Source organism: Streptomyces sp. NPDC058008, assembly GCF_042886395.1.
In the GTDB taxonomy this organism is placed as follows: domain Bacteria; phylum Actinomycetota; class Actinomycetes; order Streptomycetales; family Streptomycetaceae; genus Streptomyces.
This window is the reverse complement of the sequence record NZ_JBHVQX010000058.1, coordinates 1-15214: the sequence shown is the minus strand read 5'-3', so window position 1 is coordinate 15214 and position 15214 is coordinate 1. Positions and strand designations below refer to the sequence as shown.

Below are 15214 nucleotides of genomic sequence, written 5' to 3'. Positions count from 1 at the left end.
ACCGGACGCGTCGCGTCACCGAACGGGTCGTTGCCACGCCAGCCCACCGTCCACAGACCGAACGTGAACCTGTCCGCGGGAGTGGGAGTGAAGCGTTCGGTCATGGTGGGTCCGCCTTCGCCTGCCGGGGGTCCGGAGCCGTCGCCTGGACTCCGGGCCTATTTGTTCACTGACATGATTAATTATGCACGCGGCACCGGGCGGACGTAACCCCCCGGACGACGAAACGGGGGTCGCCTCTGTTCCGGGCCGCGTCGATCACGTAATTTGTTTGTCGCACTCCCAAAACCCGCACCACCGGAATCCGCACGAGAAGAGGTAGCCCATGCCGCCGCGTACCGTCGTCATCGGCGTGGACAGCTCCACCCAGTCCACCAAGGCTGCAGTCACCGACACCGAGACCGGTGAGCTGCTGGCCGTCGGCCGCGCCCCGCACGTCGTCACGGGTGAGGGCGGGGCCCGCGAGACCGATCCCGAGGTCTGGTGGCAGGCGCTGTGCGACGCCGTCGCGGCCGGGCTCAAGGAGTCCGGGCTCTCGGCGTCCTCCGTCGTCGGCATCGCCGTCGCGGGTCAGCAGCACGGGCTCGTGACCCTCGACCGGACCGGCCGCCCGCTGCGCCCCGCGCTCCTGTGGAACGACACGCGCTCCGCTCCGCAGGCGGCGGCGCTCGTGGCGGAGCTGGGCGGCCCCGAGGCGTGGACCGCGCGCACCGGCACCGTGCCCGTCGCGTCCATGACCGCCACGAAATGGCGGTGGCTGCGGGAGAACGACCCCGCGAACGCCGAGGCGACGGCCTTCGTACGGCTGCCGCACGACTTCCTCACGGAGCGGCTCGCGGGCGTCGCCGCGACGGACCCCGGGGACACGTCGGGCACCTGCTGGTACTCCACCGCGACGGGCGCCTACGACCCGGAACTCCTGGACCGCCTGGGCCTGGACCTCTCCATGCTGCCGGAGGTCGCCGCGACGGGCGGCACCCGGATCGGGTCCCTCACCGAGGCCGCGGCCGACGCGCTGGGCCTTCCGGCCGGCATCGCCGTGGCGGCGGGCACCGGGGACAACATGAGCGCCGCGGTGGGCCTCGGCCTGGGCGGCGCGGGGCTGCTGGACCACCCCGTCCTGAGCCTGGGCACCTCGGGCACGGTGTTCGCCGCCTCCCGGACCCGCCCGGCCTCCACGGCCCTCTCGGGCTTCGCCGCGGCCGACGGGACGTACCTCCCGCTGGCCTGCACCCTCAACTGCACCCTGGCCGTCGACAAGGTGGCGGCCCTCCTCGGCCTGCACCGCGACGACGCGGCACCCGGCGGCGAGGCCGTCCTCCTCCCCTACCTGGACGGCGAGCGCACCCCGGACCTGCCGACCTCGTCGGGGCTGCTCACCGGCCTCCGGCACGACACCACCCCGCAGCAGCTGCTGGGCGCGGCGTACGAGGGCGCGGCCTTCACCGTGCTGCGCGCCCTCGACGAACTGCTCCTGGCGTGCGGGCTCGACCCGGCCGACCCCGAGGTGGCGGGCCGGCCCCTGCGGCTGATCGGCGGCGGCGCCCAGGGCCGCACCTGGGTGGAGACCGTACGCCGTCTCTCCGGCCGTCCCCTCATCGTGCCCGGCAGCGGTGAACTGGTCGCGCTCGGCGCGGCGGCGCTGGCCGCCTCCGCGGCGGGCGGCGGCGACCCGGTCGCCGTCGCGGCGCGCTGGAACGCGAAGTCGGACGACGCCGAACTCCCCCCGGTGGAGAGGGACACCGAGACCTGGGAGCGTGTCGGCTCCGTGCTGGACCGGGCTTCGGGACCGCTGCTCGGCGGCTGACACGGGGCGCTGAAATCGCGCCCGGCGCACGTGTTTTGGGGATGACCGCGGATCTTCAATAGGATCCGGCGATGATCACAAGAAAACGGCTGACGGCCGGGGTGGGCGTTCTGCTCGCCACCCTGGCCGCCGGGCTCGGCACCGCCCTCCCGGCCGCCGCCGACGAACCCTCCACCGCCGCGTCGCCCAAGGTCGAGCTGGTGCTTGACGTCAGCGGCTCCATGCGCACCCGCGACATGGACGGCGAGTCCCGCATATCCGCCGCCAAGAAGGCGTTCAACGACGTCCTGGACGCGGTGCCCGAGGAGGTGGAACTCGGTATCCGCACGCTCGGCGCCGACTACCCGGGCGACGACCGCAAGGTGGGCTGCAAGGACACCAAGCAGCTCTACCCGGTCGGCCCGCTCGACCGCACCGAGGCCAAGACCGCCGTCGCGACCCTGGCGCCGACCGGCTGGACCCCGATCGGCCCCGCCCTGCTCGGTGCCGCCGACGACCTCGAGGGCGGGGACTCCACCCGGCGGATCGTCCTGATCACCGACGGCGAGGACACCTGCGGCCCCCTGGACCCCTGCGAGGTCGCGCGTGACATCGCCGCCCGGGGGATCCACCTGGTCATCGACACGCTCGGCCTGGTGCCCAACGCCAAGATCCGGCAGCAGCTGACCTGCATCGCCGAGGCCACCGGCGGCACCTACACGGCGGTCCAGCACACCGACGAACTGTCCGGCCGTGTCAAGCAGTTGGTCGACCGGGCCGCCGAACCCGTCATCACCCCCGTGGCCACCGAGGGCGCGGGCAGCTGTTCCGCGGCCCCGGAGCTGAAGGCCGGGCTCTACACGGACCGTCAGGAGATCGGCAAGCACCGCTGGTACCGGGTGGACGTCCTGCCCGGCCAGGAGCTGCGCGCCTCGGTGAGCGTGGCGGCGGACCGCGCCGTGAACAACGACTACGGGGTCCTGCTGCGCGCGGTGACCACGCACGGCCGCGAGATCGTCCGGGGCTCGGAGTCCGGTACGGGACGTACGGACGCCGTCTCCACCGGGCTGCGCTACCCGAAGGCCGAACAGGACGGCACCGACGCCTCCGACGGCGACGCGAAGCCCGCCGCCGAGACCGTCTGCCTCCAGCTCAGCAACTCCTTCTCGGCGCCCGCGTCCGTGAAGACCACCCCCGGCATGCCCGTCGAACTGACCGTCGACCTGGTGGACACCCCCGACGGGGCCTCCGACGTCGCCGCGTTCGGCCTCGGCCGCGGCTGGTGGCTGCTCGGCGCCATGGTGCTGACCGGACTGATCGCCGGCCTGCTGTTCGGCTGGATCTCGCGCTGGCGCGTGGCCGTATGGAGGACCAACTGATGCGTACGACCCGGAGGAACACCGTGAGACGCACAGTGGCGGGCGTGCTGCTGGCCGCCGTCGCCCTGCTCACCCCGGCGGGCGCCGCCGTCGCCGACGACGCGTCCCCGAGCGCGAGCCCGGCGGACGGCGAGAAGGCGGGACCGACGGAGGCGGGCACCACCTTCCGTACCGCCACGGCGATCCAGCAGGAGCAGAAGGCCACCGCGGACGCGTCCACGGGTGACTACCTGTACTGGGCCTTCCCGGCCGACGCCGGCCAACGGCCGACCGTCCGGGCCAAGGTGACGCTGCCTCAGAGCGCGACCCGGCACGGCGCGTCGACCTGGCAGGTCGACGTGTACGACGGACTCCGCCGCCGGCAGGCCTGCATGTACGGCCACCAGACCAGGAAGGCGGCCCCCGACGCGGGCACCGTCGAGCTGTCCTGCGTCCTGCGCACGGTGCGCGCCTGGTCCGAGCCGTGGGCGTCCGACCCGCTGCCCGGCAGCTACTACGCGCGTCTGACGGTGATCGGCCTGGCCGAGGAGGACCTGGGTCTTCCGGTGCACGTGGAGACCGAGGTCACCTCGGCCTCCCAGGGCGGCGCCGCCGATGTGGACGGCACCCTGTCCGAACCCCTGGTGCCGGGGGTGTCCGCCGTGTCCGCGCAGGGCGGCACCGTCACGGCCGGCAGCGAACCGGAGGACGGCTGGTCCTCCGGCTGGTGGACCAGCCGCTGGCTGTGGACCGTCGGAGGCGGTGTACTGGCCGCGCTGGCCGGGGTGTTCGGCTACGGCCTCACCCGTGGCGGCGGTCGTCCCTCCCGGGTTCCGCCGGGGTACTGACCTCGTCCCGCACCACGGCTCCGAGGGCCGCAGGCACCCGCCTGCGGCCCTCGTTCGCGTTCCGGCCGGGCAGCCGGGACGCCCCGTCGAACTCATGGACGACTGGCATTAGGCTCTGCAACTCGCCTACTGCGCACGGCAGATGACGGGAGTTCCCCATGTCCACGGAAACCGGTGCGGCCCTCGACGCCGAGCCGCGCGGCCACCGGCTCGTCCAGGGCCCGCGAGGGCTCCCCCTGCTGGGGAGCCTGCCGCGGTTCGGCAAGGACCCCCTCGCCTTCTTCGAACACCTCCGGGGATACGGGGACATGGTGCGCTGGCGCTTCGGCCGCAACGAATGCGTCTTCATCGCCGATCCCGAGTGCATAGGCGATCTGCTCACCGAGACGGAGCGCACCTTCGACCAGCCGCTGCTGGGCATCGCCTTCCGCACGGTCATGGGCAACGGCGTCGTGGTGGCGCGCGGCCCGGACTGGCGGCGCAAGCGCTCGCTGGTCCAGCCCTCGGTACGGCCCCAGCAGGTGAAGTCGTACGCCTCCACGATGACGGCGTGCGCGGTGGAGCTGGCCGGCACCTGGGCGGACGGCGAACGGGTCGACGTCAAGCGGGAGATGGCCGCGCTCACGCAGAGGATCGCCGTCCGCACCATCTTCGGGGTGGACACACCGGCCGACGCGGAGTCGATGGGCCGCGCCATGGACATCGCCCAGCAGGAGATCGGCAAGGAGTTCAGCGGCCTCGGCGCCGTCCTGCCGGACTGGGTTCCGACTCCCGGCCGGGCGAGGATCAGGAAGGCCGCGGCGGTGATCGACGCGGAGGTCGGGCGCGTGGTGGCCCGCCACCGCGACGGGGACGGGGAGCGCCCCGACCTGCTCAGCCGGCTGCTCACCGCGGTGGACGGGACCGGGGCGCGCCTCTCCGACAAGGAGATCCGCGACGAGACCGTCACGCTCTACATCGGCGGCCACGAGACGACCAGTTCCACCCTGGTGTGGGCCTGGTATCTGCTCTCCCGCACCCCGCGGGCGCTGGAGTCGCTCACCGAGGAGCTGGACCGGGTGCTCGGCGACCGGGAGCCGGGCATCGACGACTACGCGCGACTGCCCTACGCCCAGGCGGTGGTGAAGGAGACCCTGCGGCTGTATCCGACCATCTGGCTGGTCACGGGGATCGCCGGGAAGGGGGCCTCGATCGGCGGCGTGCCGATGCCCGAGGGCACCCGGGTGTGGAGCAGCCAGTGGGTGACCCACCGGGACGCGCGGTGGTTCCCCGAGCCGGAGGCGTTCCGCCCGGAGCGCTGGGACCCGGAGACCGGGGACGAGATCCCGGAGTACGCCTGGTACCCGTTCGGCGGCGGCCCCCGGGTCTGTCTCGGGACGCGCTTCGCCATGGTGGAGTCGGTGCTGGTCCTGGCCGTCCTGGCGCGCCGCTTCCGGCTGGAGGTGGATCCGGGCACCATCGGCCCCGTGCCGGTGCTGACGCTGCAACCGGACCGGGAGGTCCTGGCGACCGTACGGGCCCGGTAGGGGGCGCCGACGGGTGAAGCGGACCGGGAACGGTTGACCTCGACTTTACTCGAGGTCCTAACGTGCCCTGCGTACCGACCGACTCCGGAGGCACCCGCATGGACATGGAAGTCACGGCGTGGCATTCGCTGCACAGCACCGTCAACGCGCAGAAGGACCGCAGACCCTTCTCCCGGGCCACGCTGCGCCGCATCGCGGCGTTCGCCCGGCCGCACCGGGGCCGGATCCTCCGGTTCCTCCTGCTGAGCGTGGTCACCGCACTGCTGGCGGTGGCCACACCGGTGCTGGCGGGGCGGATCGTCGACGCGATCGTGGCGGGCCGGGACACCGGGACGGTGGGCGGGCTGGCCGGGCTGATCGCCGTGATCGCGGTGGCGGAGGCGGGGCTCGGGCTCCTCGTCCGGTGGCTGTCCGCCACCCTCGGCGAGGGTCTGATCCTCGATCTGCGGACCGCCGTGTTCGACCACGTCCAGCGGATGCCCGTGGCGTTCTTCACCCGCACCCGGACCGGTGCGCTGGTCAGCCGGCTCAACAACGATGTGATCGGCGCCCAGCGGGCGTTCAGCAACACCCTCTCGGGCGTGGTCTCCAATGCTGTCACCCTGCTTCTGACCCTCGGGGTGATGCTCACGATCTCCTGGCGGATCACTCTGCTCGCGCTGGCACTGCTGCCGGTGTTCGTCGTCCCCGCCCGCCGGATGGGCGCCCGCATGGCGGAGCTCCAGCGGGAGGCCGCCGGGCACAACGCCACCATGGGTACGCAGATGACCGAACGCTTCTCGGCGCCGGGCGCCACGCTCGTCAAGCTCTTCGGCCGCCCCGCCGACGAGTCCGCCGAGTTCGCCGCCCGCGCGGGCCGGGTGCGTGACATCGGCATCCGCACCGCGATGCTCCAGTCCACCTTCATCACGGCACTCACCCTGGTGTCGGCCCTGGCCCTCGCCCTGGTCTACGGCCTCGGCGGCCACTACGCGCTGCGCGGCGCCCTGGAACCCGGAGCCGTCGTCGCCCTGGCCCTGCTCCTCACCCGGCTCTACGCACCGCTGACGGCGCTGGCGGGGGCGCGCGTCGAGGTGATGAGCGCCCTGGTCAGCTTCGAGCGGGTCTTCGAGATCCTCGACCTCAAGCCGCTGATCGCGGAGAAGCCGGACGCCCGCCGGGTGCCCGAGGGGCCGGTGTCCGTGGAGTTCGACGGGGTCTCCTTCGGCTACCCCTCCGCGGACAGGGTCTCCCTCGCCTCGCTCGAAGAGGTCGCCGCCCTCGACTCAGGAGGCGGCACCCGGGTCCTGCACGACGTCTCCTTCACCGCGGAGCCGGGCCGGATGGTCGCGCTGGTCGGATCGTCCGGGGCCGGGAAGTCGACGATCGCGCAGCTCCTCCCCCGCCTGTACGACACCGACGCGGGCGCCGTCCGGCTGAACGGCGTCGACGTACGCGACCTGACGGCCGATTCGATCCGGGAGACGCTCGGCATGGTCACCCAGGACGGGCACCTCTTCCACGAGTCGGTGCGGGGCAATCTCCTCCTCGCCCGGCCGGAGGCGGCCGAGGAGGAGATCTGGGACGCGCTGCGCCGCTCCCGTCTGGACGGTCTGGTGGCGTCGCTGCCCGAGGGGCTGGACACGGTCGTCGGCGAGCGCGGCTACCGGCTCTCCGGCGGCGAACGCCAGCGGCTCACCATCGCCCGGCTGCTGCTGGCCCGTCAGCGGGTGGTCATCCTGGACGAGGCGACCGCCCACCTGGACTCCACCTCGGAGGCCGCCGTCCAGGAGGCACTGGCCGAGGCCCTGGAGGGCCGCACGGCGCTCGTGATCGCCCACCGCCTGTCCACGGTACGGGCCGCCGACCTGATCCTGGTCGTGGAGGACGGCCGGGTCGTCGAACGCGGGACGCACGAGGAGCTGCTGGCGTCCGGAGGGCGGTACGAGGAACTGCACCGCACCCAGTTCGAGGCACCGCCGGCCGAGGAGGCACCCCGGCCGGTCCGCTGAACCGGGGGCGGCTCCCTCTCCCCCGCCGTCCGGCCCCGGCACGGCGGAGGCCGCCGCGGCCGGTGCCGCGGCGGCCTCCGAGCCGGGGGTGTCCTCGGTTCAGGTCAGCCGTCCAGCCACTTCTTCCAGGTCTCCGGGTGTTCCTCGACCCAGCGGCCGGCCGCCTCGTCGGGTGACAGCCGCTCGGAGGCGATGAGTTCGGAGACCTCGTTCTGGTCGTCCTCGGACCACGCGAACTTCTTCAGGAAGGCCGCCGCGTCCCCGCCCCGCTCCGAGAAGTCCGCGTTGAGGTACTTCTGGAGGGGGGTCGTCGGATAGGCGCAGTCGATGTCCGCCGGGGCCTTGGCCGCGCAGGCGTCGGAGTACTCCGGGAGCTTGACCTCGACCATCGGTACCTCGTTGAACAGCCACTGCGGCTGGTACCAGTAGCTGAGGAAGGGCTTCTTCTCCTTGGCGAACTGCTGCATCTGCGTGATCTGCGCGGCCTCGGAACCGGCGAAGACGACCTTGTAGTCCAGGCCGAGGTTCTTCACCAGCGCCTTGTCGTTGGTGACGTAGGACGGTGAACCGTCCATCAGCTGGCCCTTGTCACCGCTCTCGGCCGTGCGCAGTTCGTCGGCGTACCGGTCGAGGTTCTTCCAGTCCGTGACGTCCGGGTGCTCGTCGGCCCAGTACTTGGGCACGTACCAGCCGATGTGGCCCGTGACTCCGAGGTCGCCCCCGGGGACGATGGTCTTCTTGTCCTTGACGTACAGCTGCTCCTGGTCGGGGTGGCCCCAGTCCTCCAGGATGGCGTCCACCCGGCCCTGGCTGAGGGCGTCCCAGGCGGGTACCTCGTCCGTCTGTACGAGGTCGACGCGGTAGCCCAGCTCGTCCTGGAGGATCTTCTGCGCGACGGCCACGTTGGCCTGCGCGCCGACCCAGGACTGTACGGAGAGCGTGACGGTCTTGATGTCCGCGGGGGCGGCGAACGGGGAGGCCTGTCTGGTCATGTCGGCCGCGCCGCAGCCGGTGACGGCCAGCAGGGCTGCGGCCGAGGCGGCGGTCGCGGACGTACGGAGGCGGGTGCGAGCCATGTCAGCTCTCCTTCCGCTGGCGGCGGGCGGTGGGCTGGGTGACGCGGTCCAGCATCAGTCCCAGGCAGACGATCGCGGCGCCCGCGACGAGGCCGGTGGCCAGGTCGCCCTGGGCGAGGCCGAACACGACCTCGTAGCCGAGCGCGCCGGAGCCCACGAGTCCGCCGATGATGACGACCGCGAGGACCAGGACGACGCCCTGGTTGACGGCCAGCAGCAGTGCGGGCCTGGCCAGCGGGATCTGTACCTGACGCAGCTGCTGCCCGCTGGTGGCGCCGAGCGAGCGGGCGCACTCCATGGCGGCGGGGTCGACGCCCCGCAGTCCCTGGGTGGTGATGCGGACGACGGCGGGCAGGGCGTAGACGACCGCCGCGGCGGCGGCGGGGGCGCGGCCCACGCCGAAGAGGGCGATGACCGGGATGAGGTAGACGAACTGCGGCATGGTCTGGAAGACGTCCAGGACGGGGCGCAGCAGGCGTTCCAGGCGTCCGCTGCGAGCGGCGGCGACGGCGATGCCGAAGCCCAGGACGAGGGTGACGGCGACGGCGGCGATGACCTGGCTGAGCGTGTCCATCGACAGGTCCCAGACGCCGAGCACCCCGATGGCGGCCATGGCCAGGACGGCCGTGAGCGCGGTCCGCCAGGTGCCGATGGTCCAGGCGAGGGCGGCGACCGCCAGGAGCACGCCCCACCAGGGCAGGCCCTGGAGTCCGTCGCGGAGCGGGTTGAGGATCCAGCTGGTGAAGCGGGCGGCCCAGTCCGCGGTTCCGCCGATGACGGGGATGCCGGTGTAGAGGTGGTCGACCATCCAGTCCTTGGCGGTGTTGACCGGTTCCGCGATGGCGACGACGCCGTCCTCGGGCCAGATGCGGCCGCCGGTGAAGCGGCCCGCGACGGCGACGACGGCGGCGATCAGCGCGGCGAGTCCCCAGCCGCGTGCTCCGCGCAGGCCGGCGGGGCCGGTGGGCGGCGTACCGATCTTCCGGCCCGCCGCCTCGGTCGTCCGGTCCAGGACGACGGCGAGCAGCACGATGGGGATGCCCGCGGCGAGCGCGGCGCCGACGTCGACGGAGGACAGCGCCTGGTAGACGCGGTCACCGAGGCCGCCGGCCCCGATGACGGAGGCGATGACGGCCATGGACAGCGCCATCATGATGGTCTGGTTGAGGCCGAGCAGCAGTTCCTTGCGGGCCAGCGGCAGCCGTGCGCTCAGCAGGCGCTGGCGTCCGGTCGCGCCGAGCGAGGCGACGGCCTCCATGACGCCGGGGTCGGCTCCGCGCAGTCCGAGCGCGGTGAGCCGGGCCATCGGCGGGGCGGCGTAGACGACGGTCGCGAGGACCGCGCCGGGCACGCCGATGCCGAAGACGAGGACGACGGGCAGCAGGTAGGCGAAGGCGGGCAGCACCTGCATGGTGTCCAGGACGGGGCGCAGGACGCGGAACGTACGGTCCGAGAGTCCGCCGGCGAGCCCGAGGAGCAGCCCGAGCACCACGGAGACGAGGACCGCGACGGTCATCAGGGCCAGGGTCTGCATGGTCGGCACCCACATGCCGAGCAGCCCGCAGGCCAGGAAGGACAGTCCGGCGGTCAGCGCGAGGCGGGGGCCGGCCGTCCGCCAGGCGACGAGCGCGGCGACGGCGGTGACGCCGGCCCAGCCGAGGGCGAGGAGGGCGAGGTAGACGCCGCGCACGGACAGGACGACGGCGTTGCTGATGTGGCCGAAGAAGTAGAGGAACAGCGGGTGGCTGTCGCGGTTGCCGATGATCCAGTCGTTGACCTCCCCGAGCGGGCCGCTCAGGTCGACGGTCAGGGCGCCCGGCCAGACCCCGCCGCCCCAGCGGGCGTGTGCGAGGGGGACGGCGACGACGGCGACCGCCAGCAGCAGGAGGATCTTGCCGAGGACGGGCCTGGCGCGCAGGGCGGCGAGCGGGCCGGTCCCCGGGGGGCCCGCGGCGGTACGGGTGGCGGCTTGGGCAGTGGCCATCAGACGGTCACCTCGCGGGCTCCCGAACCCGCCACCACGTCGAGCAGGCACGCGTGGTCGACGACACCGAGCAGCCTGCCGCCCTCCATGACCCGTGCGACGGGGTCACCGGAGCGGGCGACGGCCTCGATGGCCTCGGAGACGGTGGACCCGGGCCGGACGGCCGGCCCCCGGTCGCCCTCGCCGGAGGCGGGCGGCCGCATGGCGGTGGCGACGGTGAGGACCTGTTCGCGCGGTACGTCCCGGACGAACTCGCGTACGTAGTCGTCGGCGGGCGAGCCGACGATCTCCTCGGGGGTGCCGAGCTGGACGATGCCGCCGTCGCGCATCAGCGCGATGCGGGTGCCCAGGCGGAGCGCCTCGCCGAGGTCGTGGGTGATGAAGACCATGGTGCGGCCCTCCTCGCGGTGCAGCCGGACGACCTCGTCCTGCATCTCGCGCCGGATCAGCGGGTCGAGCGCGCTGAAGGGCTCGTCGAAGAGGAGGACGGACGGGTCGACGGCGAGGGCGCGGGCCAGGCCGACCCGCTGCTGCTGGCCGCCGGAGAGCTGCGCGGGCCGGCGGTCCTCAAGACCTGCGAGGCCGACCTTCCCGACCAGTTCGGCGGCCTTCGCGCGCCGTTCGGCCCGGCCCAGACCCTGGATCTCCAGCCCGTAGGCGACGTTGTCGAGCACCGTGCGGTGCGGCAGCAGCCCGAAGTGCTGGAAGACCATCGCGGCGCGGTGGCGGCGCAGTTCGCGCAGCCGCGCGGTGTCCATGGCCAGGACGTCCTCGCCGTCGATGGCGAGGGTTCCGCTGGTGGGTTCGATGAGCCGGGTCAGACAGCGTACGAGGGTGGACTTGCCGGAGCCGGAGAGGCCCATGACGACGAAGACCTCGCCCTTGTGGACGTCGAAGGAGACGTCACGCACCGCGGCGGTGCAGCCGGTGCGTTCGCGCAGCTCGGCGGGCGGCAGGCCGGCGTACTCGCTGCCGGGTACGCGGTCGGCCTTGGGGCCGAAGACCTTCCAGAGGTTCTCCACGCTGAACACGGGGGTGCTGGCTTCGCTCATCGGACATCGCCTCCGGTGGTCGGGGTCGCTCGCAGCAGCTCGGCGCACTTCTCGCCGACCATCAGTACGCCGATCATGGGATTCACCGCGGGCATGGTGGGGAAGACGGACGCGTCGGCGATCCGGATGCCCTCCAGGCCCTGGATCCGCAGCTGCGGGTCGACGACGGCGGCGGGGTCGCCCACGGCCCCGATGCGGCAGGTGCCGGCGGGGTGGTAGACGGTGTGCGCGACCTTGCGGGCGTAGGCGCTGATGTCCTCGTCGGTGGTGACCTCGGGCCCGGGGCACACCTCGCGCTTGAGCCAGTGGGCCAGGGGTTCGGTCTTCGCTATCTCGCGGGCGAGCTTGATGCCGTCGACCAGGGTGCGGCCGTCGTGGTCGTCCTCGTCGGTGAAGTACCGGAAGTCCAGGGCGGGTTTGACCTCGGGGTCGCCGCTGGTGAGGTAGAGCCGGCCGCGGCTGCGGGGTTTGGGGATGTTCGGGGTCATCGACACCCCGTGCTCGGGCTTCTCGTAGCCGAGGCGCTCGGGGTTGTCGGTGAAGGGGATCTGGTAGAAGTGGAACATCAGGTCGGGTCCCCTGGATCCGGGGTCCCGGCGCACGAAGAGGCCCGCGTCGGAGTCCATCGCGGAGTTCTCCGGGATGGGCCCGTCGGTCTCCCAGACGATGACCGACTCGGGGTGGTCGAGCAGGTTCTCGCCGACGCCGGGCGCGTCGTGGACGACGGGTATCCCGAGCTCGGTAAGGTCCTTCGCCGGTCCGACGCCGGAGTGCATCAGCAGCCGCGGGGTGTCCACCGCCCCCGCGCAGACGATCACTTCGCGGGTGGCGCGCAGGAACGTCTCCCGGCCGTCCGCGGTGCGTACGTGCACCCCGGTGGCCCGGTTGCCGTCGAACTCCAGGCGGTACGCCCATGTCTCCAGCAGGATCGAGAGGTTGGGGCGGTCACCGGCCTCGATGTGCGGGTGGAGGTAGGCGACGGACGCGGAGGAGCGCTTGTTGTTCTCCGGGTGGTAGGCGAGGTCGAAGAAGCCGGCGCCCTCGTGGAACGGCTTCCGGTTGAAGCCGTCCACGCGCGGGACCTCGGCGGCGGTCCGGGCGGCCTCGACGAAGTCGCGGGCGATGGCGTTCCGGTCCTTCTCGTCGACGGGCACGATGTTGTTGCGCAGCCGGTCGAAGTAGGGGTCCATGGCGGACGCGTGCCAGCCCTCGGCACCGGCCTCGGCCCATTCGTCCCAGTCGCCGGGCAGCGGCTTGAAGCTGATCAGCGTGTTGTGCGAGGAGCAGCCGCCGAGGACGCGGGCACGGCTGTGCCGGATGTGGGAGTTGCCGCGGGGCTGTTCCGTCGTCGGGTAGTCGTAGTCGAGGTCGCCGCCGAGGAGACCGAGCCAGCGGCGGAGGGTGAGGACGTCCTCGCGGCCGATGTCGGTCGGGCCGCCCTCGATGACGGTGACGGTGACGTCGGGGTCCTCGGTGAGGCGCGAGGCGATGACCGAACCGGCCGTACCGCCTCCGACGATCAGGTAGTCGACGGGTTCGGGGCGTGCGGTGCTGGAGGACGGGGGCATCGGTCACTGCTCCTTCTGCAAGGTGCTTGCGTGTGCGTGCTGCCGCGAACAGCCGGGCGGGGTGGTCGCGTCGCTCGCGCGGGGACGGTGCTTGTTCTCGTGGGGCCGGCGCGTGGTCCCGTGGGATCCGCGCGTCGCTCCCGTGGGGCCGGCGCCCGCTCTCAGCCCGCGAACCAGCGCTGCGGGCGCGGGTTGAGGTTCTGGTAGATGTGCTTGGACTCGCGGTACTCGGCGAGCCCGGTGGGGCCGAGCTCGCGGCCCGTACCGGACTTGCCGAAGCCGCCCCACTCGGCCTGGGGGAGGTAGGGGTGGTAGTCGTTGATCCAGACGGTGCCGTGCCTCAGCCGGCCCGCGACGCGCCGGGCGCGGCCGGCGTCGGTGGTCCATACGGCCCCGGCGAGACCGTAATCGGTGTCGTTGGCCAGAGTGATGGCTTCTTCCTCGGTACGGAAGGTCTCCACCGTGAGGATCGGCCCGAAGGTCTCCTCGCGGACCACCCTCATCTCCCGGTGGCAGCCGTCCAGGACGGTGGGCCGGTAGAAGTAGCCGCCTGCGGGCCGGACGTCCGAGGGTTCGGGGCGCGCCCCTCCGGAGCGGACGGCCGCGCCCTCCTCGCGGGCGGACGCCACGTACGCCTCGACCTTGGCGAGCTGCTGCGCGGAGACGAGCGGGCCGCATTCGACCCCGTCCACGGTGCCCCGGCCGAGCCGGATCGCGTCGGCGCGACGGGCGAGTTCGGTGACGAAGCGGTCGCGGACGGACTCCTCGACGATGAGGCGGGCCCCGGCGGAGCAGACCTGGCCGCTGTGGAAGAAGGCGGCGTTCAGTGCCTGGTCGACGGCGGTGTCGAAGCCGTCTTCGGTGGCGCACGCGTCGGCGAACACGACGTTGGGGTTCTTGCCTCCGAGCTCCAGTGCGACCTTCTTGACCGTGGGCGCGGCGGCCCGGGCGACCTTCGTGCCGCTGGCGAGTCCGCCGGTGAAGGAGACCAGGTCGACGTCCGGGTGCTCGGAGAGCCGTGCCCCGACGGGGTCGCCCGCGCCGGTGACGAGGTTGGCGGCGCCGTCGGGCAGTCCGGCCTCGGCGAGCAGCCGGATCAGGTGGACGGTGGAGAGCGGGGTGACCTCGCTGGGCTTGAGGACGAAGGTGTTGCCCGCGGCGAGGGCGGGGGCGATCTTCCAGCTGGCCTGGAGCAGCGGGTAGTTCCACGGGGTGATCAGCGCGCAGACGCCGACGGGCTCCTGCACCACGACGCTGTGCACGTCGGGGTCGCCCGCGTCGACGACCCGGCCGCCGCTCTCGTTCATGACGAGGTCGGCGAAGTAGCGGAAGGCGTTGGTGACGTCGTCGACGTCGACGCGGCCCTCCTCCAGGGTCTTGCCGGTGTCGCGGCTCTCGGTGATCGCGATCTCCTCGCGGTCCCGCTGGAGGAGGGCGGCGACCCGGCGCAGCAGCTCCGCGCGCTCGGCGACGGGCCTGTGCGGCCAGGGGCCGTCGTCGAAGGCCCGGCGGGCGGCGGCCACGGCCGCGTCGGTGTCCTCCACGCCTCCCTCGGAGACGAGGGCCAGGGCGGTGGCGTCGGCGGGGTCGAGGACCTCGCGGGTGGCGCCGGAGCGGGCGGGGCCCCAGACACCGTCGATGTGGAGGGTCTCGAGCGTCACCGCGGCGGGGGCCGACGAGCTGGGAGCCGACATGTAGTGGTCTGCCTTCCGTGCCTGAATTGCTCCGCACCGGTCCGGCCGAGCACTGTCGCGCGCGGGTGTACCGGGATGAGGGCACACCAGCAGCCTGGACACCTCTCCGGTCCGGCGGAATGTATGCCATGAAACTCACCCTGGGTGACGTGGCTCACTGCGCGAGGCCCCTGAGGAGGCACGATTCCCCGGCGGCGGAGCGGCAGGGCCGCGGGGGTCCCCACCTCCGCGCACGATCCGCGCCGGGACGGAGGCCCTCCGTGGTCGCGGCGCGGTGTGCGGGTCCGGGGGACCCGGTGGAAGGCCGGTGGCCCGGTGCGTGGGTACGCAC

At 72.8% G+C, this 15214-nt stretch carries 10 protein-coding genes; 5 read left to right on the top strand and 5 right to left on the bottom strand.

Going from position 1 to position 15214, the window contains the following annotated elements:
- Positions 1–325: 325 nt before the first annotated feature.
- The 5 genes from xylB to ACFVS9_RS33755 all read left to right on the top strand — a co-directional run bounded on the left by xylB (position 326) and on the right by ACFVS9_RS33755 (position 7509).
- Positions 326–1807 (top strand): xylulokinase, encoded by a 1482-nt coding sequence (gene xylB, locus ACFVS9_RS33775; RefSeq protein ID WP_389938768.1) that lies wholly within the window; start codon positions 326–328, stop codon positions 1805–1807.
- A gap of 71 nt (positions 1808–1878) precedes the next feature.
- A complete protein-coding gene (locus ACFVS9_RS33770) occupies positions 1879–3165 on the top strand; it encodes a VWA domain-containing protein (RefSeq protein WP_389938765.1) in 1287 nt (428 codons plus the stop codon).
- On the top strand, positions 3165–3992 hold the full coding sequence (locus ACFVS9_RS33765; RefSeq protein WP_389938762.1) for a hypothetical protein: 828 nt from the start codon (positions 3165–3167) through the stop codon (positions 3990–3992). Before ACFVS9_RS33770 ends, ACFVS9_RS33765 begins: the two co-directional genes overlap by 1 nt.
- Before the next feature lie 158 nt (positions 3993–4150).
- On the top strand, positions 4151–5518 hold the full coding sequence (locus ACFVS9_RS33760) for a cytochrome P450 (RefSeq protein WP_389938759.1): 1368 nt from the start codon (positions 4151–4153) through the stop codon (positions 5516–5518).
- A gap of 98 nt (positions 5519–5616) precedes the next feature.
- Positions 5617–7509 (top strand): ABC transporter ATP-binding protein, encoded by a 1893-nt coding sequence (locus ACFVS9_RS33755; protein WP_389938756.1) that lies wholly within the window; start codon positions 5617–5619, stop codon positions 7507–7509.
- 104 nt (positions 7510–7613) lie between these two features.
- Here the strand turns inward: ACFVS9_RS33755 and ACFVS9_RS33750 are convergent, their stop codons facing one another.
- From ACFVS9_RS33750 to ACFVS9_RS33730, 5 genes are all read right to left on the bottom strand, one after another.
- Positions 7614–8585: an ABC transporter substrate-binding protein gene (locus ACFVS9_RS33750; RefSeq protein WP_389938753.1), complete on the bottom strand. Its 972-nt coding sequence runs from the start codon at positions 8583–8585 to the stop codon at positions 7614–7616.
- 1 nt (position 8586) lies between these two features.
- On the bottom strand, positions 8587–10569 hold the full coding sequence (locus ACFVS9_RS33745; protein ID WP_389938750.1) for an ABC transporter permease: 1983 nt from the start codon (positions 10567–10569) through the stop codon (positions 8587–8589).
- Entirely contained in the window at positions 10569–11621 is a 1053-nt protein-coding gene (locus ACFVS9_RS33740) for a glycine betaine/L-proline ABC transporter ATP-binding protein (protein WP_383118866.1), read from the bottom strand. The genes ACFVS9_RS33745 and ACFVS9_RS33740 overlap by 1 nt, the downstream gene beginning before the upstream one ends.
- The gene (locus ACFVS9_RS33735; RefSeq protein ID WP_389938747.1) at positions 11618–13189 is read right to left on the bottom strand and encodes a GMC family oxidoreductase; all 1572 of its coding nucleotides are present in this window, start codon (positions 13187–13189) and stop codon (positions 11618–11620) included. Before ACFVS9_RS33735 ends, ACFVS9_RS33740 begins: the two co-directional genes overlap by 4 nt.
- 161 nt (positions 13190–13350) lie before the next feature.
- On the bottom strand, positions 13351–14883 hold the full coding sequence (locus ACFVS9_RS33730; RefSeq protein WP_389938744.1) for an aldehyde dehydrogenase family protein: 1533 nt from the start codon (positions 14881–14883) through the stop codon (positions 13351–13353).
- Between the last annotated feature and the right edge of the window lie 331 nt (positions 14884–15214).

Bases quoted from the DNA above. Each gene is read 5' to 3' on its own strand.
- xylB (WP_389938768.1), top strand. From the start codon at position 326: ATGCCGCCGCGTACCGTCGTCATCGGCGTGGACAGCTCCACCCAGTCC.
- ACFVS9_RS33760 (WP_389938759.1), top strand. From the start codon at position 4,151: ATGTCCACGGAAACCGGTGCGGCCCTCGACGCCGAGCCGCGCGGCCAC.
- ACFVS9_RS33730 (WP_389938744.1), bottom strand. From the start codon at position 14,883: ATGTCGGCTCCCAGCTCGTCGGCCCCCGCCGCGGTGACGCTCGAGACC.
- ACFVS9_RS33755 (WP_389938756.1), top strand. From the start codon at position 5,617: ATGGACATGGAAGTCACGGCGTGGCATTCGCTGCACAGCACCGTCAAC.
- ACFVS9_RS33745 (WP_389938750.1), bottom strand. From the start codon at position 10,569: ATGGCCACTGCCCAAGCCGCCACCCGTACCGCCGCGGGCCCCCCGGGG.
- ACFVS9_RS33770 (WP_389938765.1), top strand. From the start codon at position 1,879: ATGATCACAAGAAAACGGCTGACGGCCGGGGTGGGCGTTCTGCTCGCC.
- ACFVS9_RS33740 (WP_383118866.1), bottom strand. From the start codon at position 11,621: ATGAGCGAAGCCAGCACCCCCGTGTTCAGCGTGGAGAACCTCTGGAAG.
- ACFVS9_RS33750 (WP_389938753.1), bottom strand. From the start codon at position 8,585: ATGGCTCGCACCCGCCTCCGTACGTCCGCGACCGCCGCCTCGGCCGCA.
- ACFVS9_RS33735 (WP_389938747.1), bottom strand. From the start codon at position 13,189: ATGCCCCCGTCCTCCAGCACCGCACGCCCCGAACCCGTCGACTACCTG.
- ACFVS9_RS33765 (WP_389938762.1), top strand. From the start codon at position 3,165: ATGCGTACGACCCGGAGGAACACCGTGAGACGCACAGTGGCGGGCGTG.